General features: G+C 43.4%; 17 protein-coding genes. 9 read left to right on the top strand and 8 right to left on the bottom strand.

Annotated elements, in window-relative coordinates:
• The first annotated feature begins 366 nt into the window (after positions 1-366).
• The 4 genes from AB4232_RS00825 (at position 367) to AB4232_RS00810 (ending at position 4,072) form a co-directional block, all read left to right on the top strand.
• On the top strand, positions 367-1,299 hold the full coding sequence (locus AB4232_RS00825) for a siderophore ABC transporter substrate-binding protein (RefSeq protein ID WP_029223728.1): 933 nt from the start codon (positions 367-369) through the stop codon (positions 1,297-1,299).
• Between the two features lie 99 nt (positions 1,300-1,398).
• Positions 1,399-2,352, top strand: a complete 954-nt coding sequence (locus AB4232_RS00820; protein WP_009844852.1) for an ABC transporter permease — start codon at positions 1,399-1,401, stop codon at positions 2,350-2,352.
• The gene (locus AB4232_RS00815; RefSeq protein WP_372085657.1) at positions 2,345-3,295 is read left to right on the top strand and encodes an iron chelate uptake ABC transporter family permease subunit; all 951 of its coding nucleotides are present in this window, start codon (positions 2,345-2,347) and stop codon (positions 3,293-3,295) included. The genes AB4232_RS00820 and AB4232_RS00815 overlap by 8 nt, the downstream gene beginning before the upstream one ends.
• A gap of 12 nt (positions 3,296-3,307) precedes the next feature.
• A complete protein-coding gene (locus AB4232_RS00810) occupies positions 3,308-4,072 on the top strand; it encodes an ABC transporter ATP-binding protein (protein ID WP_372085655.1) in 765 nt (254 codons plus the stop codon).
• Between the two features lie 206 nt (positions 4,073-4,278).
• Here AB4232_RS00810 and AB4232_RS00805 read toward each other — a convergent pair whose 3' ends face one another.
• The 6 genes from AB4232_RS00805 to AB4232_RS00780 form a co-directional block, all read right to left on the bottom strand.
• Entirely contained in the window at positions 4,279-5,097 is an 819-nt protein-coding gene (locus AB4232_RS00805; RefSeq protein WP_017102531.1) for an ETEC_3214 domain-containing protein, read from the bottom strand.
• A 9-nt stretch (positions 5,098-5,106) separates the two neighbouring features.
• Positions 5,107-5,559: a hypothetical protein gene (locus AB4232_RS00800; RefSeq protein ID WP_017102532.1), complete on the bottom strand. Its 453-nt coding sequence runs from the start codon at positions 5,557-5,559 to the stop codon at positions 5,107-5,109.
• A gap of 9 nt (positions 5,560-5,568) precedes the next feature.
• Positions 5,569-6,792, bottom strand: a complete 1,224-nt coding sequence (locus tag AB4232_RS00795) for a murein transglycosylase domain-containing protein (RefSeq protein ID WP_372085651.1) — start codon at positions 6,790-6,792, stop codon at positions 5,569-5,571.
• A gap of 21 nt (positions 6,793-6,813) precedes the next feature.
• Positions 6,814-7,788, bottom strand: a complete 975-nt coding sequence (locus tag AB4232_RS00790; RefSeq protein WP_372085648.1) for a hypothetical protein — start codon at positions 7,786-7,788, stop codon at positions 6,814-6,816.
• Positions 7,788-8,435, bottom strand: a complete 648-nt coding sequence (locus AB4232_RS00785; RefSeq protein WP_372085645.1) for a hypothetical protein — start codon at positions 8,433-8,435, stop codon at positions 7,788-7,790. The genes AB4232_RS00790 and AB4232_RS00785 overlap by 1 nt, the downstream gene beginning before the upstream one ends.
• Before the next feature lie 84 nt (positions 8,436-8,519).
• Positions 8,520-10,328, bottom strand: coding sequence for a caspase domain-containing protein (locus AB4232_RS00780; protein WP_372085642.1), 1,809 nt, complete (start codon positions 10,326-10,328; stop codon positions 8,520-8,522).
• 249 nt (positions 10,329-10,577) lie between these two features.
• Here AB4232_RS00780 and AB4232_RS00775 point away from each other — a divergent pair, with 249 nt between their 5' ends.
• The 4 genes from AB4232_RS00775 (at position 10,578) to AB4232_RS00760 (ending at position 17,908) form a co-directional block, all read left to right on the top strand.
• Positions 10,578-10,712 (top strand): hypothetical protein, encoded by a 135-nt coding sequence (locus AB4232_RS00775; protein WP_017101536.1) that lies wholly within the window; start codon positions 10,578-10,580, stop codon positions 10,710-10,712.
• Positions 10,713-10,720: 8 nt separating this feature from the next.
• A complete protein-coding gene (locus AB4232_RS00770) occupies positions 10,721-11,695 on the top strand; it encodes a bifunctional oligoribonuclease/PAP phosphatase NrnA (protein WP_372085639.1) in 975 nt (324 codons plus the stop codon).
• 224 nt (positions 11,696-11,919) lie between these two features.
• On the top strand, positions 11,920-12,945 hold the full coding sequence (locus tag AB4232_RS00765) for a two-component system response regulator (protein ID WP_135382031.1): 1,026 nt from the start codon (positions 11,920-11,922) through the stop codon (positions 12,943-12,945).
• Positions 12,938-17,908: an ATP-binding protein gene (locus tag AB4232_RS00760; RefSeq protein WP_372085637.1), complete on the top strand. Its 4,971-nt coding sequence runs from the start codon at positions 12,938-12,940 to the stop codon at positions 17,906-17,908. The genes AB4232_RS00765 and AB4232_RS00760 overlap by 8 nt, the downstream gene beginning before the upstream one ends.
• 94 nt (positions 17,909-18,002) lie before the next feature.
• On the opposite strand, the gene AB4232_RS00755 is transcribed toward AB4232_RS00760, so the two are convergent.
• Complete coding sequence (locus tag AB4232_RS00755) at positions 18,003-18,893, bottom strand: LysR family transcriptional regulator (protein WP_009844857.1); 891 nt, start codon at positions 18,891-18,893, stop codon at positions 18,003-18,005.
• Between the two features lie 227 nt (positions 18,894-19,120).
• On the opposite strand from AB4232_RS00755, the gene AB4232_RS00750 reads away from it, so the two are divergent.
• Positions 19,121-20,296 carry an MFS transporter gene (locus tag AB4232_RS00750; protein ID WP_372085635.1) on the top strand — a complete coding sequence of 392 codons (1,176 nt, stop codon included), beginning with the start codon at positions 19,121-19,123 and terminating at the stop codon, positions 20,294-20,296.
• Positions 20,297-20,507: 211 nt separating this feature from the next.
• Here AB4232_RS00750 and AB4232_RS00745 read toward each other — a convergent pair whose 3' ends face one another.
• Complete coding sequence (locus tag AB4232_RS00745; protein ID WP_372085633.1) at positions 20,508-23,264, bottom strand: immune inhibitor A domain-containing protein; 2,757 nt, start codon at positions 23,262-23,264, stop codon at positions 20,508-20,510.
• Between the last annotated feature and the right edge of the window lie 11 nt (positions 23,265-23,275).

Here is a 23,275-nt window from a genome sequence, read left to right as displayed (position 1 = left end):
TAATTAGGAGGTTTAGCGTTGTAATTACAGGGTTTTCGGGCACTTTTCCCCATCAGTTTTTTCTTCAGATTGATGATCATTTTCCTCTTCGCGCTTTTTGCTATTTTTGATTCCTAATATCTCTCCCGACTACGCAAAACATGAATACTCACTTTTACATTTCTGAATAATAAAGTTGTTGTGTCGCTAATTTAACGCAAATATAATTGATAATAGTTCTCACTTGCGTTACAAGTTTGTTGTCAAAGCAATGACAGACTTTAAATTATCGTTATTTAGCCGTTGTGTACGCCCCATGCTCATCTATGAGTAATGTGACTTTTATTGTCATGAGTGGTGGTTTGTATCCATGGCAAAGGAAGACACATGAAGAAAACAATCAATTCAGTTCGCCAGTTATTGGGTGGGCTTGCTATCGCTCTTGCATCATCATTGATAATGACCGCTCAAGCGGAAACAATCACTATTGAACACGTAAAGGGCACGGTGCAGTTTACCGAAGTACCACAGCGCGTTGTAGTACTTGGCTTTGGTAGCTTGGATGTGCTTGATCAGATTGGTATACAGCCAGTTGGCGCGCCTCACAGCCTAATGCCTGACTATCTAGCTTCGTACAAAGATACGACGGCAAATACGGGCTCATTGAGTGAACCTGATTTTGAAGCTATCTACATGCTGAAGCCTGACATCATCATTGCCGAAAACCGTATGCTTAAGGTTTACGATCAACTAGCAAAAATAGCTCCGACCATCATGTTCTCTATTGAAGGTGACAAATACTGGGCTGATGCTCAGCAAAACTGGCGCGCGCTAGGCAAGCTCTTTGGTAAGCAAGCTAAAGTAGAAGCGCTCATTAAAGAGACTCAAGCTTCTATCACGGCGGTTAACGACAAAGTCGCGTCTGACGAAACGTCAGCAATGATGCTAATGAACAACGGCAACAACATTGCGATGTTCAATAAGGGCAGTCGCTTCTCAATCATCTTTGATGACTTTGGCTTTGTGGAGTCAAAGAGTGCGACAGTGGCTCCGATTAAAGGGAATCACGGCAATCTAATCTCGTTTGAATATATTGCTGATGCAAAACCTGAAGTGCTTTACGTGCTTGACCGCGAAAAAGCGATTGGCAAATCAGAAGGGCGCGCACAACAGCTGTTTGACAACCCACTGGTTGCAGCAACACCTGCAGCGCAGCAAGGCAACATAGTTTACCTTGATTCAAGTGCTTGGTATCTGGTAGGTGGCGGCGTAACAGCGATTCACAGAATGTTGGGTGACATTGAACGTACGATTCAATAGTTACTAGTCATCAGATTCTCGGGCTTATAAGAGTGTTCTTATAAGCCCTTTTTCACTTTTTTATACGGTCTCCCCGATCCTACCTTTAGTATTACTTCTATGTTAAAACCCATTGCAGCTGCTGTATTTCTTGTTGTGTTATGCGTTGCGTCATTAATGATTGGAGTCGCTGAGATCAGTTTTAGCGATTTTTTCAATGGCAACCAACACGCCAACTCTATTTATGTTGTTAGTCGGATCCCTCGACTGTTCGCGATTGTGCTTGCCGGTGCTGGCTTGAGTGTTGCTGGCTTGATAATGCAACAGATTGTTCAGAATAAGTTTGCTGCACCTTCTACGATGGGCACCATTGATTGCGCCATGTTGGGGTACATCGTCGGTATTCTGGTGCTGGGTAATGCCGCTCAATGGAGCTACTTAGGCTTTATCTTTGCGTTTGCGGTGTTAGGCACCATGCTATTGGTCCGCTTTCTACAACACTTGAAGTTCAAGAATGCGGTGTTGGTACCTTTGATTGGCATCATGTATGGCAACGTTATTTCCTCTCTAACAACCTTTATCGCTTACAAATACGATTTAGTACAAACCATGTCAGCTTGGACGATGGCGAACTTTGCGAGTGTATTGCAAGGCAGCTATGAAATCCTTTACCTCGCGGTTCCTGCATGTGTGTTGGCTTATTACTTTGCGAGTCAGTTCAGTGCGGCAAGTATTGGTGAAAGCTTCGCAAAAAACATTGGCCTCAATTATCAGAAGATCGTCTTCATTGGTGTGGCATTGGTTGCTATCTGCGCCTCTTCTGTAGTGATGATCGTCGGTGTTATCCCATTCCTTGGCCTTATCGTGCCGAATATCGTGTCGCTGATGATGGGCGATAACATGAAGAAGATTCTGCCTTGGACAGCCTATTGGGGCGTGATCTTGGTATTGGTTTGTGACTTGTTAGCTCGAATCGTCATCTTCCCTTATGAGATACCAATCTCGATGGTAATCAGCATCTTTGGTGGCTTGATTTTTATCTACCTAATCATGAGAGACAAGTCGAATGCGTGATTCAGTAAAAATTGCGATTCTGGCTATCGCGTCTTTGGGGATGGCGGCAGTATTTGTGGGGCAAGGACTTACGTGGGATAACTACGAGTTCTTCTTATCTTTGCGACTACCAAAACTGCTGTCGATTGTGTTGGCGGCGGTGGCGATCTCTGCATCGTCATTGGTGTTCCAAACCATTACTAATAATCGAATTCTAACCCCATCCATCTTGGGCTTTGACAGTCTGTATATGCTGGTTCAAACGGTGCTTCTGTTTGTGTTTGGCAGTACCAGTTTCTGGGTGATTGATTCAATCGCAAACTTTTCATTGTCTGTGACTGTGATGATCTTGTTCTCGTTTGCGCTGTTCCATTTTTACTTCAAGAGCAAGCGAAACAACGTATTTACACTGTTGTTGATTGGTATTGTGTGCGGCAGCGTATTCTCAAGCTTGGCTAACTTCCTTGCGATGTTAATTGACCCGAACGAGTTTGCCGTGCTGCAGAATGTGATGTTCGCAAGCTTCAATAACGTGAAAGGCGAACTGGTTTACCTCAGCCTTATTCCATTAGGTTTGAGCTTGCTTGGCCTGTGGTTGTTAGCGCCTAAGCTTGATGTGCTTTGGCTTGGTATTGATAACGCAACAAGCTTGGGTGTGAACACCAAGCGACTGACTCAGATTACTTTGGTGATTGTGTCAGTGATGGTCGCGGTATCGACTGCTTTGGTTGGCCCTGTGTTGTTCTTTGGTTTAATCACCGTGAGCTTAGCTCGTCAGATATTCAAATCTTATCAGCATCGTGTGCTTATCATCGCAAGCAGCTTGTTAGCGATCGTGTTATTGGTTTCTGGCCAATGGTTCATCGAAAAAGTGATGGCGTTTGAAACCACTGTGAGTGTGATCATTAACTTGGTCGGCGGTTTGTATTTTATGTTCTTGTTGTTACGCACCAGAATTCAGTAAAGGTAGTAAGTAGTGATTAAATTAACAGGTTTAAGTAAGAAGTATGGCAAGACACTTGTGGTGGATGATGCCAGTGCTATGTTCCCGAAAGGGGAAGTGACTTCTATTATTGGCCCAAATGGTGCGGGTAAAAGTACACTGCTTTCAATGGCGAGTCGCTTAACAGAAAGTGATGCCGGTGAAGTAATTATTGGCGACAAGCTACTGGCTGAATGGGATACCAAAGAGTTGGCTAAGCACCTTGCGGTATTACGACAGTCAAACAACATCAATATGCGATTTACGATTCGTGAGTTGGTCTGTTTTGGGCGTTTCCCACATTCTCAAGGCCGCTTGAAAGACGAAGATCATAAGATCGTCGATACAGCGCTAGAGCACCTTGGCATTACCGATATCCAAAACAGATACCTTGATGAATTGAGTGGTGGTCAGCGTCAAATGGCGTTTATCGCGATGGTTGTGGCGCAAGATACGGATTATGTGTTCTTGGATGAGCCACTAAACAACCTTGATATTAAACACTCGGTTGAAATCATGCAGACGCTACGTCGTCTAGCGCATGAGTTTAATAAGGCGGTGGTTATTGTGATTCACGACATCAACTTTGCTTCTTGTTACTCAGATAACATTGTCGCGATGAAGAGGGGCCAAGTGGTTAAGTCGGGCAAGGTCTCTGAAGTGGTTGAAAAGTCAGTGATGGAGTCGATCTACGAGATCCCATTTGAGATTCGTGAGTTCGATGGTGTTCGAATCTGTATGTATTATTCAGGTCGTTAGGTTGCGGGTTCGCTAGGCTATTTGATTCTCTAATGACTTAAGTGAAAAGAGCTCCCAAATGAGGAGCTCTTTTTGTCTCTATGTATAGCTGATTTTTAAGACTTGCTCAGTTTTAGCAAACTCAATGAGTTCATCAATGTACGTAGAGCTAACCGAATCAGATATACACATTACTGGATACCGATTATCAATGACCAACGCTGCTGTTAATCAGTGATCAATTCATATTCAAGTTTGGTAAGAATTGCAGGGGCAAGTGATTCTAAATCGACCGTCGTATACCCATAAAAGTTTGGCCTGATTTCACTACGTAGTTTAGTTAGAGAATCTTTTGTATTCTCTTCCATCATCAATTTGTCATTAAAATCAGCGAGTAACTTGAGTTGTTGCGCAGAGAGAGGGGATAGGTATTCGCTGTAACCACCGACAGAGCTGTATAACAGTTCATAGCGACCACCTTCTGCTTCTTCAATGTAATAATTCCCTGAACGCGCAATATTGGATATGGCAGCATGTTCTGTTGTCGAGTTAACGAAGTTGGTTTCCAAATAAGTGGCGCTGCCTGCGTGGTAGTTCACATCAGCGACAAACCCCGGTTTAGGGAAAATGAGAAAAGCATCTATTGTGTCGTTGGATGTTATTGCAGAAAGAATAAACTTACTGTCTTTGTAGTATTTTATCTGTACCTCACCATTCGACATCTTGGTATAAACCGGAGAGCCAAATGTCTCTTCTAAAATGCCACTGGAAGCACGAATATAGACTTTAGAAAGGCGCTCGTTAGATGGAGCATCTGAAAAGTTAGAAATTAAGAGGTCCCAACCTTTGCTTCCCATATCAATAGCATCGTTGAACTGACCACCTGCGATGATCAGCGCAATGATGGCAAGGATAGAGTTTGGTGTCTTCTCTCTCATTATTTCAAGAAAATCTTTTTGATCTTCATTGGGAGCTTGTTGAGTTAAAGACATGTCTTCTTCTGGTGCTGTTTTATCAACAGATGAAGGTAGAGCTTGTTCTGACATGATAAAACCTTATTCAGCAACAACTTGAGGTGCTCGTGCAACCACACGGGTACATAAATATTCTTCGACATCTTTTTCTACAGAAACGCTTTCTGTTACCCAGGTAAACTTCATTAGCTGGTTGGTTAGTTGTTTTGTGGTCGATTTAGCGGTTACGGTTGTAGTTACAACATTGTCTTTACGATCGGCTGTTACAATCTTCTTTTTCTCCGAGGTTCGATTTGTATCGAGCTCTTTTTGCACCATGGCTTCGAGAGATGCGGCTAGCGATGCTCTCGCCTCCATTGAAGCGATGTCCATATCAAGCGTCATATCTCCCATACTTTCAACACAAGCAACACCCGCGATTAAGCCTTCAGGCAAATCAGATTGTGGGTTCATGCGCCAGCTAGGAAATTCGGAGTTAGCGGCTGCTTGAAATGACAATGTAGTAATTGCAGCGATAATTAGAGTCTTTTTCATGTTTTATCCTTAAATCATATTCTTTTCGTAATTAACTTCTGCTTTACTTACTTTTTTCAAGTAGTTACGAGTTTCCGCAGCAGAATGCTTTTGTTGGATAGTTTGGAATACTTGTTGTGGTTCAAGCTGGTTAATATTCTTGATTGCAACTGAGCGTTTGCCACCGAAAATATGATAGATTGGCCCCATGCCTCCGTTGTAAGCCGCTGTTATGCAGTACTTTAAGCTCTCTTCATTGGTAACGCCTTTGAAGTAGCGAGAGCGCAGTAAGTGCAAATAAGCGGTACCGACCTCAATGTTTTTTTCGGGGTCGAATAAGTATTCTTTATTCAGTAACTGTTGTTCACCAAATAGGAAGTTTGTCGCATCTAATCCTGCGGAACTTGGGACAATTTGCATCAGGCCAAAGGCAGGAACATGTGAGGTTGCTGTAGGATCGAAAGCGCTTTCTGTTTTGATGATAGACAGTATAAATTCAGGCTCAAGTTTGTATTTTTCTGCGTAAACTTCAACGGTATCAAAAAAGCGTTGTTCTTTACGATTAAGCCAACTTGGTGGAAAAGAAATAACGGCTTTGAGAACGGTATTGCCTTTACTGTCTTTGGCTTTGCCCACTGCCACATTTTCAAGGGCTTTGTCTAACTCTTGAGCCTGAACCTTTGGTGTTTCGGAAACGGGTAAGAATGTCTTGTCACTGAGTTTCTCAACATTTGTTGCTTCAATCAGTTCAGAGGTATAAGCATCGGCTTGTTGGGCTTCGCCAATGGTCAGCTGAGATGTACGCACGATCTCTTCTTTGAGTTCTTCTATTGAGGTTGTTTCACCTGCAATAGTGGTGACTTGAATCGTATTTTTCTCGAAGTTAACCTCACGCTTTATTTGTAGAGAGGGGCTGTAGCTGACCCACTTAAATTGGTCGCTAAAGGTAGGATTATCCCAAGATTCTGAAACTTTGATTTTAAACTTATCAAACTCTTGTTGAGCTTGTGCCACATATTGATCGAATTCGCAGTTTTTTTGCACTTTGTAAAGATCAAATTGGGCTTCACTGCAGAGTTTGTATTTTTCAAACTCATCTTTAGCTTCAAAAGGTTGATTGACAAAATGTTCGACGCTAGGGCAACTTTGTTCGGTAATTGAAAGTTCACACGCTTGCTGAAGTGTATCAGCAGATGCCCATCCACTTGAGAGCAGTATTGCTAAAGGAGATAGCTGGCAAATTATTTTCTTCATATCTGTTCCTTGACCGAGGGGTTAACCTTTCTCTATCGAGAGTCGTTCCATGACAAAATCACAGTGCTCGAAATAGTTCAGGATCAATCCAAACCCTGGGGTGTCTGTTGATAAACGCGATTCATCCAATCGCTCAAATCGAGAGGTGTCAATTTTTGTAGGGCAGAGTAATGCGATATTGGTATCGTAGGTCTCTTGTCCGTTGTTGAGTAGCGCTTCGATTCCGTCATACTGATTTCTATCTGGAAACTCGATAGAGTCGCCATCTGTGACTTGATGGTTTTCAACTAACACGCCTGTACTGCCATCTTCATAAACTTGAAACAAAGAGAGATAACCCGCTTGGTTTGAGTTGAGTTGAATAAAGTAATGGTCGCCAGCATTGAGTCGTCGCTTGGATGAGTGAATCTTTATACTTTCATCTGAATAGTTGAAAAATAGGTGGTTATACTTTGCTTCCGGTAGTATTAACTGGCCACTACTGTTGGAAAGCATCCAGCCCCCAGCAAACCGCTCGATATCTATATCCGGCAGACATTGGTGTTGTTCCACCCAGTTTTTTAGCATGGTCGTTGTTGACCAGTATGGGTGTAATTTACTGTGACATTGTGATTTCTTTAACCAAGCAGAGAGCTTTTGTGCAAATGACTCGGGGTCATATTGAACTTGAACATAAAACTGGTTTTGCGATTTTTCACTGTTGATAATGGTGACGTTGTTTCGAAAAACCACATTGGATATGGACTCTTTATGAGAAGCCGCAGATTTTTTCAACTCGCCATTTTCGAAGGTTTTAGTACTGGTGGTCTTACTGACTATTCGGTTTTCAACACCTTTAGCCAGATCATGATAAGCCGCGTCTTTGGCTTGTTGATAAGTGTTGCCTTTGCCGAACCCATAGCTCAAAGTTGAGTCCAATGGCACTTCCCCGTACCAAGACGGGGAAGCGAAAGCACAAGCACTCGACATGGAGATGATTAGCGCTAGTATTTTCATTAGTCTTCCGGCTGTGGTTCAGGAGCTGAACGAAGGCTCCAACTAGAATGTGGTTTTCCTTTAGAGTTGTACCTTACTAGTGAAATCATTTTCCCTGATTGAGCTGCGCTAATTAAATGATCACCATAAGCTACACCATAATTAAGCGCGGAAGCATTTTTTAGAACTTCTTTAAAACCATCGGCGTTAGCTGCTAACTCATTGTTTTCTAAAGGTCCGCTCATAACTTGACCTCCTGCCGAGTTACCGCCTGAATATCCTCTTTGCGTTTGGATGCTCCATATCTGTCTACCGTCTGCTCCGACAGAGGGCCCATCGATATACCAACTGCGTCCCTTGCTATCTGAGTAATGCCCTGAAACCAACTGATTCGCACTAGCAAAAGCAACAGACTTAACCGAGCTCATATTCTTAAAGATTAGATTACCGTTTTTGTCGGCTGCAAATTGAGCGCTCATGTCAAAGAACTGGGTTTGTCCTGTATCTTTGTTGGTTACCGGAACGCGAAGCATGGTGACTTGATTACCAGCACCTTGGAAATGAGCACCTTGGAAAGCGATATCTAGATTCGAGTTTTCTACATCTGCAGCGAAGGCTGTTGATGAGATTAGAAGAGCGGATGTTGCTAAAAGTGTTTTCTTAAACATGGATATAAGCCTTAATCAATGTTTCAAATAGGTTGTAAATTGAAATAGTTTTAAAAGTGGTATGATCTTAAAAGAGACATGCTCTTAAAGTGACATAGTCTGGTTACCGGTAATTGTTGGATGTTGACGTTTTAAATCCCCCATCTCAAAAGAGGCAGATTTCACTTTGTCATAAACATCTTGATAAAGCGTATTCACATCTTTGTTTCCCTCGATCATTGACTTCATGAGGTAGTAACTAAACAGGCGATGACCTTTCTCTTGGTACATATTGGAATACTCTTTATCGCGTCCCGCGGTGATCACGACCATACGCTCAGGATCGATACTGACTTTTTTCGGTGCCAGTCTGGAGGCGGCAACCCCTTTGATGACCGATACACCATCAGTTGCTCCACTGAAACAACTGTCTACCATAACGACTATCTTGCCTGCTTTGCTGCTAGACAGTGTTTTGTAGAGGTTATCGAGTTTGAAGAACTCATCATCAGTTATGTAGTCAGGGATCTTATCTTGCGGGAGAATGTAAGGATCATTATCGGGAATCGCGGGGATACCGTGTCCACTGTAGTAAAAGTAAACCGTATCGCCTTCATCGACGTTGTCTAACATTAAACGTAACTTATCTTTAATCGCACCACTGGTTGCGTCACGGTCAATGAGTTCGTAGACGTGCCTTTCTGGAACACCCAGAACTTTTGTCGCGACGTCAGACATCACTTCACCACTGCTGCGCGCAAAGGCTACTTGATCTGAATTTGCGTAATCTTCGATAGATAGGTTGAAGAACCAGTTGGATGAATTACTTTCCACAGGCACAAAGCCATTAAGTAGTTGCTTCAATTCATCAGAGGCGGTGTTGTCCGTTGCCGAGAGGCGTGAATCGACTTCAAACGCATCGATTAAGTTAGGGTTTTGCATCTCTAGCCCTGGAGTCGCGGCACTGCTTGGGCCACTGTTAAGAACCACACTCAGAGCTTCGGGCTGATAATTACTTTTAGCCACATCCCCTGAGAACATTACGTCATTGTAGTTGCCTTTTATATTTACGAGCTCTAGTTGATTCTCGTCATAAGAGTAGGTGAGTGCGAGGTCAAGGTTATCGATATTGCTGAAGACATCACGCGCCTGCTCAAGAGGTACATTTAGAATAATGTCTCGCTGATAGTTTTGATTTGACGCTTTAAACAACAGGTGCATTTGCTGGTTTTCAGCATCATAACTCTTTGTTGTGACGACCGGCTTACCCATTACATCTCTAAAAGCCTTAGCCACGAGTCGAGTTTTTTGCACGCCCAAGTTGCCCTTTCGAGAGTCTGCCCCTTCTTGTAGGACTCGAATTTTGGCATTTCGAGCTTCTACTTGTTGACGGTATTTAAGTTGTATAGCGGCTATTTGTTGTTGTCGTTCTATTCGCAATTTTTCGACGCGTTGATCAAATTGAGTTTTGGTTTCAAATTGATCTTTGACGATTTCTGGCGCTTTGGGCAGATCAGGCTCTCGAACTGGTGGTGGGATGTCTGAGCTGCTTAATGTGGTGTGTTGTACTTCGTATAAAGAGGCGACAGCACCAACCAATGACATTGGGTCGTCAGATTGTATACATCCGATAGAACTCGTCATGTATTGTTGTTCGGTAGAGGACTCTTGTCCTGCAAATAGGTCAACATTATTGCTTGCTTTTTTTTGTCCGCCGCGAGTGATGACCTTGCCATTCAGCGAAATAGGAGCATCAACTTGCAGCTCTCCGCCAAGTTGCCAAATATCAGGATTAGATGAACATACAGTTCCCTGTTTAGAGTGCGAAAATTCAAATTGATTGTCAGCGTTAGCAAAACTAAGAGTTGGTGCTAGCGCAAATAGCATACCTGTGACAATTCTATTCCGTGTCATTAGATAAGTCTTCCGTATGGCCGTAGTGTCAGATGAGCTCAAGACCATATAATCTAGTTGAATATCACTCAATAGCGCATCAATCGCAATGAGATATAAGTCAATGTTTGTTTTGTTAAATGTGAGCAAGTTTTAGTTAATTTGGGAGGAGTGTTTCTTAATTTGCTTCTATTTGAGAGGCTTAGGAGGGTGTTGTTCTTACTTTTAGAGCTCAATTGATTCGCTTAATTTATAAATGGTGGTGTTCTCATGTTAAAAATTATTGCTCTTCTCTTAATCGCTATCGGCGTTTTTATTGGAATTCAATATGGAGATGAGATGGTTAGTCAATTGGATAGTGGTACTGAAACTGTTCTCAATACAATAGAAAAGCTCAAAGGTTAAGGTGAAGTATGTCTATTTTCTCATTTGACGATTTTCTGGAACGCCTGAAGGACTGTGAACGAATCATCATTCAAGCTCATGACTTTCCTGATCATGATGCGGTAGGCTCCGCTTTTGCTCTCGCTTATTTACTTAGGAAGAAGGGCTTTAAACCCCTCATTACCTATCAAGGCTTTATTGACCGTGTTTCTTTACATAATTTGATTGGGTGGCTTGATATTCCCATCGTTAAGTCACACCGATTAGATCTAAAACCCAATGATAAAATCATTGTTGTGGATGGCTGTATTGGTGAAAAAAACGTTACCGATTTACCAGGTATAGAAGTTGGTGTGATCGATCATCATCAGGTTATAGCACCCAGTTTCGTTTGGTTTTCAGATATTCGACCTAACTATGGCGCAACAGCTTCCATTATGGTTGAGTACTTTAATCATTACGATCTGCCTATTCCAGAGCGCGTAGCAACGGCTTTACTTGTTGGATTAACGTTCGATACGGCAAATTTTACCCGAGCAATGAACAAAGCTGATATCAAAGCTCTCTTTCAACTCCAAAGCTGTGCCGATATGAATATGGTAAATCGTATTTGTCGCAATCAAATCGAATATCAAGAATTGAAGTTATTTGATTCCATGTTTGAAGCTATTAGGAAAGACGGCAATTGTGCATTTGGCAGCTTACCAGAAGGGTGCCCCAAAAATATGCTGGGAGTGCTTGGCGACTTTCTATTGACCGTTGATGAAATAGATATAGTAGTGTTAAGTGCTCGTAGCCATGAGAGAACATTCGTTTCATTGCGTTCTGAGTGCCCCAAAAATGATGTAGCTAAGGTGATAAAGAGAGCTTTGAATGATACAGGTGCTGGGTTTGGTGGAGGACACTCACATATGGCTGGTGGTGTCGTTAATCAAGTCTTTAATCACTCTAATGAACAAAGTTTTGTTTATGATCTAATTCGTCCTCAGTTGATTGTCGGTTGATTTTAAGCGAGTGTTTGTTGAAACTAATTGATGGTTTTTATCTGGTTCACATTCAAAGGGTGGATGCCGAATTTTTGACTGGTCATACTTCGACAAACGTTGGTTTGATGTCACTCGAAGATCTACTCTTCATTTTCAATAAACAATTGCTATTTTTTCTGATTAACCTCTAAAAATCGTTCTACACTATATTTATAACTGTTTGATTTTTATACGAGGTATCAATGAGTCGTAAACCCATAGTGTTAGTCGTAGATGACACCCCAAGCAATTTGGATGTGTTGACTGCAATACTTAAAGATACCTATCAAGTCAAAGTAGCAATTAACGGTACCATTGGCATCAAGATAGCCAAGATGGTGCCTCAGCCAGACCTCATTCTCCTCGATATCATGATGCCTGATATTGACGGTTATGAAGTTTGCAGACAGCTCAAAGAACAGCCCAACACCGCGCATATCCCCATTATCTTCGTTACTGCCAAAATTGGACCTGAAGCCGAAGTAAAAGGGCTCTCCTTGGGGGCTGTAGATTACCTAACCAAACCGATAACCCCTGCTATTGCACTCCAGCGTGTGAAAACGCATATCGCACTTTATGACCAACAACGCGCGTTGTTTAGTCAGGTAAAAGAGAAAACTCAAGAGATCAATCTCGGTAAGCTAGAAACACTGAACATACTGGGTAGAGCTGCTGAATTTAAAGACAATGAAACAGGCATGCACGTTAAGCGTATGAGTCACTACTGTGAAGTGCTAGCTAAAGCCTTGGGAATGACTGACGAAGATGCCGAGACGTTGCGTGATGCAGCACCAATGCATGATATTGGCAAGATTGGCATTCCCGATAGTGTGCTGCTAAAGCCTGGTAAGTTGGATGCCGGTGAGTGGAATACTATGCAGAAACACGTCGAGTACGGTGTTGAAATTCTTGGTAGGCAGAGTGATTCCAAACTGATGCGTATGGCGATTCAGGTGGCGCAATATCATCATGAGAAATGGGATGGCAGCGGTTACCCAAACCAGATCGCGGGTGAAGAAATTCCTTTGGTAGGAAGAATCGCTGCGGTGGCTGATGTGTTTGATGCCCTGACAGCAGAGCGTCCTTATAAGAAGGCTTGGAGTGTCGATGAGGCACTGAGCTTGTTTGAAGAACAGAAAGGCAAACATTTTGATCCAACTATCGTTGATCTGTTCTTTCTTAAGTTGCCCGAGATTCTTGCGATTAAAGAGAAGTTTAGCGATGAGTGATGGCTTGATGTTGTCACTAAATCGTTTTGTATTATCTCTTATCATTGGCTTATTGGTGTGGTCACTAGTCATTCGCAGTGTAAACGCGGCTGAAGTGACCGATGCTAAGTTAAACCAGTGGTTGGAAAACCAACCGACCATCACATTTATTGCGCTTTCCGACCATTACCCGTACTCATTCATCGATGACGACGGGCTGGTTTCTGGGATCATCAAAGATTGGACATTGGATCTTGAACAGCGTTTTGGTGTCCATGTTCGGTTTATCACAGTTGACTCGCGCGTCGAGGCCAAAGCGGCGTTAGTCGATGGGCGAGGCGACGTGTTCCCATTCCAACAGTTCGACCCAAGTGAAGGTGGACGTTTTCTTGCAAGTGATCCCTATATTCCTTATCAGGTGGCTGTGATAGTCCCTATCGACAAAAAACTCGATGGAAATCTAGATCAAAATAATAAACGCCGCATTGCGATGGTAAATGAAAACATAGACTTGGAGCGTGCAGGAGTGAGGTTGAGCTCTATCGAAAGAGTCGATTTTGAGAATGTTATTGATGCGGTGCGTGCGTTAGGGTCTGGTGATGTTGAAGGCATGGTCGGTGAACCTATCACCACTATGGATCTTGCGAAAAAGATTGGCGTTCATGATCTAGCGGTCAACTATGTTTTGGAGCATTGGAAAAAGTTAGAAGCGTCGATGGTGATTCGAAATGACGAACCAGAGCTACTGACGCTAATCAACAAACAAATTGAAACTTTTGACGTTGCAAATAAGAACCAGATTTTATCAAAGTGGCTAGATACCTCTCCTTATCGAGTGCCACTAAAAGGCGTATTTGGCTTTGGTAACCCTCCGTATATGTATCCAGACAGCACCGCGGTCGGGCTAGAACACGACATTATTCAACGTGCCCTTAATGATATGGGGTATAAGCTGGGTGACGTTGTCACTCTCCCTCCTAGTGCCGCTAGAAAGGCCATCGACAACAATAATTCTATTGCCTTTGTTTCTGGCGTTCAGTTTGATGATCCTAATGCTCATTTCCTAAGTGATAAAGTTCTTAATGTTGAGTTTGTTCCTGTTTCACTGACTCGCCGCAAGCTCAAACTTGAATCTCAGAACGACCTATCACTAGGGGCGTTATTGTTCGACGAGACCTCACCAATTAAAAATTCTGTTGAAGTACTGAAGGGTAAGTTAGACATTGGTCGTGTCGAAGATTACGAAGGTCTTGAATCGGCATTCTCACAATTGAGGGCTCAAAATGTTGACCTGTTAATGGTTGAACGAAGAGTGCTGGAGTGGTTTATCACCAATACTCGTTTTATTGAAATGGCAGAGCTAACGTTACATGACGAGTATAAAATTGAGTATCCGATCTATGTTGACTTTAAGAGTGAGGAAATCAGAGACAGCTTCAATGCCGCGATTAACAACCTTAAACAGGCCGATGACGGTTTAAGCCAAATTATCGAGATGCAGGTTCAGAATGATCTAAGCCAAGTGCTTAAAAAGGCGAATATCATAGCGCAAATATCCGCGTATTTTATCGTCAATGACCGCTTTGAAGAGTTAACCGAAGTTTTTGAAATTTTCGATACGGACAGTTCATTTCAGGTGATCACTGCACAGGCGGATAATAGTAATCGTCCAATCAAATCTTGGTACATCGGTAACCTAGTTGATGAATATGGAGAGAAGAAAAACACCTCTCACTTTTCATCAGTCACCAAGGTCGCAAATTATCGAACCAAAGGAGGGAGCACCAATTCTGGTTCGATGACTTTCTACTTTGATGTTCAGTCGTTAGAGCGGAACCATGTTTATTTTCCATCAGTCGAACAATTTAGTTCATTCGGAGATGCGGCGAAACGCTATATTGCGGATGTTTATCAAGCGAGTAATTTGACTGGAGAGATCTTAAATCTAAGCCAAAAAGAGAGGAAGTGGATCAAAGACAATCCGGATGTTCGGATAGGTATCGATCCAAATTCGTTGCCTTATGAGGCGGTATCCAATACCGGTGAATACATCGGTATGATTGACGATTACCTAACGCTCATTGAGCAGAAAACAGGGTTAAGTATCAACCATGTAGACGTTGCAAGTTGGTCTGAGACCCGAAGCTTGGTTGATCATCATGAAGTAGAACTGGTCTCCGCAGCACAAGAGAACCGTTCGTTAGGAGACAACGTCAAAGCAGTCAAGAGCCTGTTTTCAAGCCGTTTAGCTATTGCATCGAGACGAGACATAAGTAGCTTGGTGCTTGAGGAAGCTGAAGGATGGAAAATCGGTATCTTGAAGAACGCAGCAAATACCGATGCGATTGTCGGGAAATACCCGAATATTGAATGGGTGAAAGTAGAATCCACTGAAGATGGGCTTAACCGACTGGATGATGAAACCCTAGATGGCATGATCGATACTGTCGAAGTCCTAAACTACCTCATTGATTCATTTGGTCATCGTGAGGTCGGAATTATCGGACGACTTGATTTTTTCCTTTCTCCAACCTTACACGTCATTAAGTCTGAACCTTTGCTTTATTCCATTGTGAATAAGGCGATTGAGAGCATTTCTGCTGAAGAACGTCAAAAGATATCGGCGAAGTGGGCAGCGCCAAAAGCGATAGAAAGAGTCGACTATGAATTGGTTTATACCATTTCAGGTTTTGCTTTGGTGATCGTTTTACTTATCGTTTTCTGGAATCGAAAACTCTCGAAACAAATAAGCATTGCCAATGATGCAACAGAGGCGCTTAAGAAGGCTCAGGAGCAACTCTACAATATGCTTAACAGCTCTCCTATCGCCGCGAGTGTTGTGTTTGAAGAGAAAGTTCGTTATGCCAACGATACTGCGAAACGGCTGTTTGGGGTTGAAGGTCTTGATCTTGATTCTATCGATGTAGCTTCTATTCATGACTCTTTATCCGTTCGGGATGATGTACATAAGGAGCTAATGCTCAATGGCAAGGTAGTAAACCGGGAGTTGGTGCTTAGAAAATCTGATGGAACCCGTTTCGTTGCGCTCGTCAGCTATTATTTGTTTGAGCTAGATGGCGAGATAGCCACGCTATTTTGGGCATTCGATATTTCAGAAATGAAGCGCCTTAATGAGCAATTAGAAGAAGAGAAACAGAGGGCCGATTTGGCGAGCCAAGCTAAATCGGAATTCTTAGCCAATATGAGCCATGAAATTAGAACGCCAATGAACGCTATTATTGGTTTGTCTTATCTGGCGATTGGCGAAATATCTAATCCGGTCGCTCGAAATTACATCGAGAAAGTGCACCGTTCGGGGCACTCACTGTTAAGCATCATTAATGACATCCTCGACTTCTCTAAGATAGAGGCGGGACAGCTTGTCATTGATAGCATCCCATTTGATCCCGTGACGACATTCCAAGATGTCATTGAGTTGATGGAACCCAAAGCGAATGAGAAGCAACTTAACTTGTCTATGTCGATAGATCCAGAGTTAAACACTCCGTTGATTGGTGATCCATTAAGGCTGTTCCAAGTAATACTTAACCTTGTTGGTAATGCGATTAAGTTTACGGAAACAGGCAGTGTCTCGTTAACTGTAGCCCTTGTTGAATCAGATGATAACAGTCTGACTATGAAGGTGATGGTGGCCGATACTGGCATAGGAGTTTCTGATGAGAATCTACACAAGCTCTTTGAAGCATTTAGCCAAGCCGATAGTACAACTACGCGCCGATTTGGTGGCACTGGGTTAGGACTCAATATTAGCCAGAAATTGGTTCGTGCAATGGGTGGCCAAATTAGTGTTGAGAGTGTTTTCGGGCAAGGCAGCGAGTTTTCGTTTGTTCTAACATTGCCAAGATCAAGTGTTGAAGAATTGGCAGAGTTTAAAGCCCAAGAGCTGCAACTGGATTACCAGATAGAGTTCAAAGGTCAAAGGGTATTGCTCGTTGAAGATAATGAGTTAAATCAAGATTTAGCTTTGGCATTCTTCACCCGCTCTAATCTGAATGCCGACTTGGCAGAGAATGGAAAAGAGGCACTGGAGTTAGCTCAAAGCAATGAATACGAGATGATCTTTATGGATCTGCAAATGCCCGTGATGGATGGCTTTGAAGCGACGCGCCAGATCCGTAAGTTTGATACTCAGGTTCCTATTATCGCGATGTCCGCCAATGTGTTTGCTGATGCGAAGCAAAGAGCAAGAGACGCAGGTGTAACGGACTTCTTAGACAAGCCGATTATCATAGATAAAGCGACTTCTTTGATCATCAAATACATCGTGCCGGAGGTGATGGTTGAGGGTAAAGCGTCATCAGAGTCGCCTTTAGTTAGGATGCAAAATAGCAGCTCTAACAGTCCGACATTAAGCTCTGATACTCTGATGGTTCTCCCTGTTTTCTCATTGCCAAGGTTCGGTCAGCTGACTCATTATGATGTGAAGCTGCAAGACAAGATGCTTGGTAGATTCTGCCAAGGGGCGCCTGACATTATGTCGGATACCTTCGACAACCTAGTGCAAGATGAATGGGTGACGTTAGAGCGGAACCTACATACGTTAAAAAGCATGGCGGCTTCTATTGGCGGGTTGCAATTGGCTGAACAACTCGGTGGTCTTGAAAGCAAAGCGCATAACAAGGCGTGTGATGAGCAGGATCTTAAACAAGCTGAGCTTGGGTTAATCGAATTGATTAAAGCGGTTGAGAGCAGCTTTGACGAGTCTGGTGCTGAAAGCGTTGAAACGGCATGTACTCAAGAAACTGAGGTGAAAAGCGCTGATGCATCGAATTCGCCTAATATCACTCAAGAGCAGCGTGCTAAGTTGTATTCGCTGTTGGATGCTTATGATAACGATGCGACCCAATACGTGACTGAATTACTGGCACAGTATCCACATTCAGCAGTTCTTAAAGATGTCCAAAGTGCGTTAGATAATTACGACTTTGAACGAGCCCAAGAGGTTCTGAGCGCTTCTGAGTAGCTGTCTTTTGAACATCACTCCAACATTAAAGCCTTTAGCTCTTGCTGCGAAATAACGAACTAGCTAAAGGCTTTACTTCTTTCTGTGTCTCGGATTAATTACTGACGTGTTGTTTGATTAGATCGATAAGGGTGTTGTATCTGTGCGGCAGTTTTCTGTTTCGTTTTTGAACCAAATACAGTGTTTCTTCAACCTTCACTTTAGGTGGCACAACGTGCAACTTCTCTTTGTCTGGAAAGTTTTCGACAGCCCCTGCGGGTAACACGGTGAACCCAAGCCCTTTTGATACGGGTAATAGAATTTGGTGGAGTTGATTAATGTAGCCAGACTTCGGGATCTCATTGATGTTGATGTTCGCTAAATCTTTATCTCCGCATAGGTCAAAATACAAAGACAGGTAATGAGCAGAGTCTGGATGGGCTATGAGGCCGATATTGTGCAGAGCTTCAGGGGTAATCTCTAAGTCAGCAAGACTATGATGGACGATTAAGCACAGCGCCTCATTACCAATAACTTGGCTCTGATAATAGCTGTCATTGGGTGAATGTCTGACGATTCCAATATCGGTGGTGCCTTGGATTAGGTCGTTCAATATCTTTTTGTTCGGTGCCGCTTCTAGGTTGATGCTCAGGTCTTGATGTTGCTGCTGCAGTTCAAGAAGCTTGGGATACAGACGCAAAGAGAGTGAACCCGAACAGGATAGATGACATTGCCCAGAATAAGGATTGTCGAAACTCAGAGATTCGAATAAATCTTCTTGGTCTTTTTCCAGTTTAAGAGCGTAGCGATACATAATCCGACCTTGTTCGGTCAGTTCGAAACTCTTATTTTCTCTCGATAACAAGTCACAGTTACAAGCTTGCTCAAGCTTTTTGATGTGTTGGCTAACGCCAGGCTGTGTCATATACAGCTTTTCTGCAGTTTGGGTGAAATGACCAACTTCAACCAGAGTCTTAAATGTATTGAGCCAAAGTGGATTAATCATACTCACCTTTAAATGCTAAAGCCTATAAATAACAGAAAATTATTATTATCTTAAGTAATGATAATTTCAACTCTAGCGTCTTAAGTAACGCTAATCAAAGTCATATGGTGGTAACTATTGATATTGGCCTATTGGCCGCTTTGTAGAGTTGCTATGAGTAACAAAGTGTTGCGACTTTGTTGATTGTTTGGTCTATTGACCAACTGTGCTCATATTTAGGAACGAAGATGAATAGAAATGTTTGGCTGCTCTCACTGTGTCAGGCCTTGCTGATGACGGGTAACATATTACTGATCTCGGTGATTGGCTTGATCGGCAAGCAGATTGCGCCCAGTGTCAGCATGATTACCTTGCCGGTTGCGCTGCAATTTTTGGGTTTAATGGCAGCCACTATTCCTGCGTCTCTAATTTCAGGCAAGTTAGGGAGAAAGCGAGGATTTAGCATTGGTAATGTGGCTGGCATTACAGGGGCGAGCCTTGCCACTTACGCACTGTCTCAGCAAAATTTCTATCTGTTTTGTTTCGCCACGTTCTTACTTGGGATAGGCATAGGTTTTGGCACGCTTTATCGCTTTGCTGCAATCGAGGTGTGTGATGAAAATGCCCGTCATCGAGCGATATCTATATCGATGGCTGGTGGCGTGTTGGCGGCGGTACTCGGGCCAAACTTAGCGATTATGTCTCAACAGTGGTCAGCAGATGGCTTGTATATTGGTGCTTTTGCTTCGCTGATCGGCCTAAACATCTTAGCTTTAGCCTTGTTACAAACAATTCAGTTTCCTAAGGTCTCTTTTAATAGTCAGGCTCCCAAAGCCGATCCTTTAAGTGTGATCGTTAAAGCGCCGAACTTTATTGGCGCTGTGTTTGCGGCCATGGTTGCTTACGCCGTGATGAATATTTTGATGACTGCAACGCCATTGGCGATGATTGGTTGCGGATTCGATTTTACTAAAGCTGCTGGTGTGATTGAGTGGCACGTATTGGGTATGTTTGTGCCTGCATTCTTTACGGGTTCCCTCATCGAGAAGTTCGGTTCAAGAATGATGATCCTTGCAGGTGGCGTGTTATTTGTGGTGAGTATTGCCATCAATATCCATGGCGTATCAATTTGGCACTTTAGAGCGGCTTTGGTTGTGCTTGGTGTGGGTTGGAACTTTATGTTCATCGCTGCAACAGGCTTATTCAGCCAGTCGTATCAAGCTCAAAATAAAGCCAAGGCACAAGCGTTCAATGAATTTGTTGTGTTTGGCTGTGTAACTGTCACGGCGCTACTGTCTGGTTGGTTGGAGTCAACAGTAGGTTGGCAAAACCTTAACGTTTACGTTTTACCATTCGTTTTGGCCGTAATTTTGTTGTTTGCATTCAGTGCGCGTAAATCACGCATTCAAAAGCAGCCCGTGTAATGGTTCCGAATGGTGGTTCAGCAAGTTTTTTACTGTGACTAAACCCCTAGTATCTTAAATTGCGACCAATAAAAAGCCCTACCGAATCGGTAGGGCTTTCGCTTATGGCTTAAATAATGACGTTTTCTTAAAACTGCTGTCGTGGTTTATATCCTGTGACAACAGTACTTAAGCTTATTTTGTAAATCCTCATGATAGAGCCTGCTATGATTTACAGGTCGACTAAAATTGTCTTAGTCGTAATCCCGCCTTGGTCATCGATTATCTTCAGTGTCACCTTGTGCTTACCGTATGATGGGAAGATTGAGGTGAATGTACGACCTCGTTTCACCTTACCGTTTGGAAGTGTCCACTCGGTATCAACAATACGACCATCACTGTCTGAACTTGTTGACCACATGGTTACCCAGCGACCCAAGTGAATGTACTTCGCGCTTGCTTCTGGAAGAGCGTTTGGAGATTCAACACTCACTACGGAGCTGAACGAATCGGTATTGCCTTTGTCGTCGACAACAGTCAAGTTCACCGTGTATTCACCTGCTTGCTCGTAAGACCAAGTTGGCGCCAATTCGTTACTTGTTGTGCCGTTGCCCAAGTCCCATAGATAACTGGTGATCTCACCGTCTTGGTCTGAGCTAAAGTTACGTGCTGAAACGTTCAGGCCAGTCACATTAAGTTCGAAGTTCGCAGTAGGAGCGACGTTGTGTTGGCTTACTTTAGATAAGCGAACCACACCGTATTCGTTGTTGTAACTCTGATTCACAATATCGACCGCTAAACCAAACTCCGTCAGGATACGTCCTGAGTCTGGTGCTTGAGGCGATGTGTAATCTTGGTCATCCGAGAAGCTAGCATTGCCAACTAAACTGGTATCTTCGAGCACATCATTGTCGCTGTTTACAAGACGCATTGGAGTATGATCTTTGAGTGAAAACGCCGCATCACGAACTTGGTAACGAGTTTGAGCGACTTCACCGGATTGTTCCCAAGTCATTGCATTCTGGTCGGCATCGACCACGCCTAACCAACCTTCACCTGGGTGTTTGCCTACCCAGTTATCAGTCAGAGATTCGTCTACGTACCAAATAATCAAACCCGGATCGAATGAGATCAGTTGGCCCATGCGTTTGATGTTGGCTAGACCCTCATCAACGTCCATGTGGCTGCGCCATTGCAACAGGTAGTAGTGTTGCGCTTGGTGGAACCCATTACTCAGTTTGTAACCATTTAGGGCGAAGGTGGAGTTGCTCTCACCATCGTCTATTAAGGTTACTTCACCATCAACGACCACACTGAGGTTATCCAAATAGAAACCTTCCATCGCCAAGCCACCATCGGTGATGTACTCAAACGAAAGCTCTATTTCTTGGCCTGCCCATTGTGAAACGTCAAACTCAGCGTCAATCCACCCGCCAGATTTGCCGCCAATAGCAGGAACGAGGCCAGTATTGTATGGGTCATCCAATGAGGTGATGTTGCCTGCAATGGCTTGGCCATTCACTAGTACGCGCGCAAAGTCGTAGTCTTTCTCAATTTCATACCAAGTTTTGAACGAAAGCAGTGCAGAATCACCGGCTGGAATCACCAACTTGCGTGTCATACTGTTTTTCAGGTCATCGCCTTTTCGAGAGTGGAACGAATACTCACCAGCAAACGGTTTTAAACCTTCGATCTGTTTTTCTGGAAGATCCACTTTAATCATGTTCGGACGGCTGTTATCCGTTGTTTGGAACAGCGTGTAAACTTGTGGGTTGTCTTCTAGATCATTAATTGAGATTTGATCATCGTTAACCCAGCGACCACCAATCGACTTCTGTAGGAAGTGTTTTGCCCAAGAGCTGAATGCCGTTGGCTGTGTGCCACCAATTTGACCAGCCCAACTGCCCGAAGACATGATTGACCAGTAAGAGACAGGTTCACCCTTGCCTGTATATTGCGTGTCGTACTCGTCTGGCAAGCCTAAATCATGGCCATACTCGTGAGCACATACACCAGCTGCGGCATCAATCGGTTGAATCGTGTAATCAAATGCTGCGTATTGGCCACCAAAGCGGTCTGGAAGCGAGCTAGAGGTGCCTTTAAGTACATGAGTGCGACCAAGGTTGAATCGGTGAGACCAAATCGCATCAGGGCCTAATACGCCACCACCGGCTTCTTCACCAACAGATGCGTGGAACACCATTAGATGATCAATCACACCATCGGGTTCACGGAAGTTTCCGTCACCGTCGTAATCGTAACGATCTTCAATATCGTAATCGGCTAGGTTGATGCTAGGATCTTGAGCCAATTGATTCAGTGCTTCGCGAACCAGTTCTTGCGCGTTGAGATCGTTGTCGGTAGTAGGGGAGTTACCCCCATAGAATGACGCAGGTTTAGAGGCGCGATACCAACCTGCAGCTTGGCCCGCAACGCTGTAACTATCACCAGATTCGCTTTGGTAATACTGACGCATCGAGATTAGGTTTTCGCCGTTTGGCCCAGTGTAGCCAGAGTTTGAAAACAACAACTCTTGATAATGTTCTGGGTTGTAGCTCTCGTAGAGCATTTGTGTGTGCTCTTCGGTCAGTTTGTTGTTATCCCAGTTCAAATCAGGGAAATCGACTAACAGAGCGAGTACTTTATCGGTACGCTTGGTGCCGACTTCTAACGCAAAGACGCTCGCCTTTTTAACACCAGATCCTTTTTCTATGGCTTTAAGTATTTTTGCTCGTTGCTCAAGTGCTTTTTTACCGAATTGAGCGTCACCTTTAAAACCGGAATTGATTTTATTCTTCAAGTAGCGGTCAAGTGCGTCGTGCTTTGCCACATCGGTTGCATCTTGGTCGACTAAGCCCTGTCTAACTAGCATTTCAATGAGTTTGTCTTCATTAACAACGCCTAAATCAATAGGTGTTTTTGCATAACTACTGACGCTAAATAGAGTAAGCATTGCTGAAGCCAACAATGTTTTTCTCATCATTTTCATTATATTTTCCT

The sequence above is a fragment of the Vibrio sp. 10N.286.46.A8 genome (genome assembly GCF_041470165.1).
Classification (GTDB): domain Bacteria; phylum Pseudomonadota; class Gammaproteobacteria; order Enterobacterales; family Vibrionaceae; genus Vibrio; species Vibrio tasmaniensis_A.
Note: the sequence above shows the minus strand (reverse complement) of the source record. Positions and strands in the feature narration are given on the sequence as shown.

Excerpts from the sequence above, each read along its gene's own strand:
- AB4232_RS00825 (WP_029223728.1), top strand. The coding sequence starts at position 367 with ATGAAGAAAACAATCAATTCAGTTCGCCAGTTATTGGGTGGGCTTGCT.
- AB4232_RS00820 (WP_009844852.1), top strand. The coding sequence starts at position 1,399 with ATGTTAAAACCCATTGCAGCTGCTGTATTTCTTGTTGTGTTATGCGTT.
- AB4232_RS00815 (WP_372085657.1), top strand. The coding sequence starts at position 2,345 with ATGCGTGATTCAGTAAAAATTGCGATTCTGGCTATCGCGTCTTTGGGG.
- AB4232_RS00805 (WP_017102531.1), bottom strand. The coding sequence starts at position 5,097 with ATGTCAGAACAAGCTCTACCTTCATCTGTTGATAAAACAGCACCAGAA.
- AB4232_RS00800 (WP_017102532.1), bottom strand. The coding sequence starts at position 5,559 with ATGAAAAAGACTCTAATTATCGCTGCAATTACTACATTGTCATTTCAA.
- AB4232_RS00795 (WP_372085651.1), bottom strand. The coding sequence starts at position 6,792 with ATGAAGAAAATAATTTGCCAGCTATCTCCTTTAGCAATACTGCTCTCA.
- AB4232_RS00790 (WP_372085648.1), bottom strand. The coding sequence starts at position 7,788 with ATGAAAATACTAGCGCTAATCATCTCCATGTCGAGTGCTTGTGCTTTC.
- AB4232_RS00785 (WP_372085645.1), bottom strand. The coding sequence starts at position 8,435 with ATGTTTAAGAAAACACTTTTAGCAACATCCGCTCTTCTAATCTCATCA.
- AB4232_RS00780 (WP_372085642.1), bottom strand. The coding sequence starts at position 10,328 with ATGACACGGAATAGAATTGTCACAGGTATGCTATTTGCGCTAGCACCA.
- AB4232_RS00775 (WP_017101536.1), top strand. The coding sequence starts at position 10,578 with ATGTTAAAAATTATTGCTCTTCTCTTAATCGCTATCGGCGTTTTTATT.
- AB4232_RS00770 (WP_372085639.1), top strand. The coding sequence starts at position 10,721 with ATGTCTATTTTCTCATTTGACGATTTTCTGGAACGCCTGAAGGACTGT.
- AB4232_RS00765 (WP_135382031.1), top strand. The coding sequence starts at position 11,920 with ATGAGTCGTAAACCCATAGTGTTAGTCGTAGATGACACCCCAAGCAAT.
- AB4232_RS00760 (WP_372085637.1), top strand. The coding sequence starts at position 12,938 with ATGAGTGATGGCTTGATGTTGTCACTAAATCGTTTTGTATTATCTCTT.
- AB4232_RS00755 (WP_009844857.1), bottom strand. The coding sequence starts at position 18,893 with ATGATTAATCCACTTTGGCTCAATACATTTAAGACTCTGGTTGAAGTT.
- AB4232_RS00750 (WP_372085635.1), top strand. The coding sequence starts at position 19,121 with ATGAATAGAAATGTTTGGCTGCTCTCACTGTGTCAGGCCTTGCTGATG.
- AB4232_RS00745 (WP_372085633.1), bottom strand. The coding sequence starts at position 23,264 with ATGAAAATGATGAGAAAAACATTGTTGGCTTCAGCAATGCTTACTCTA.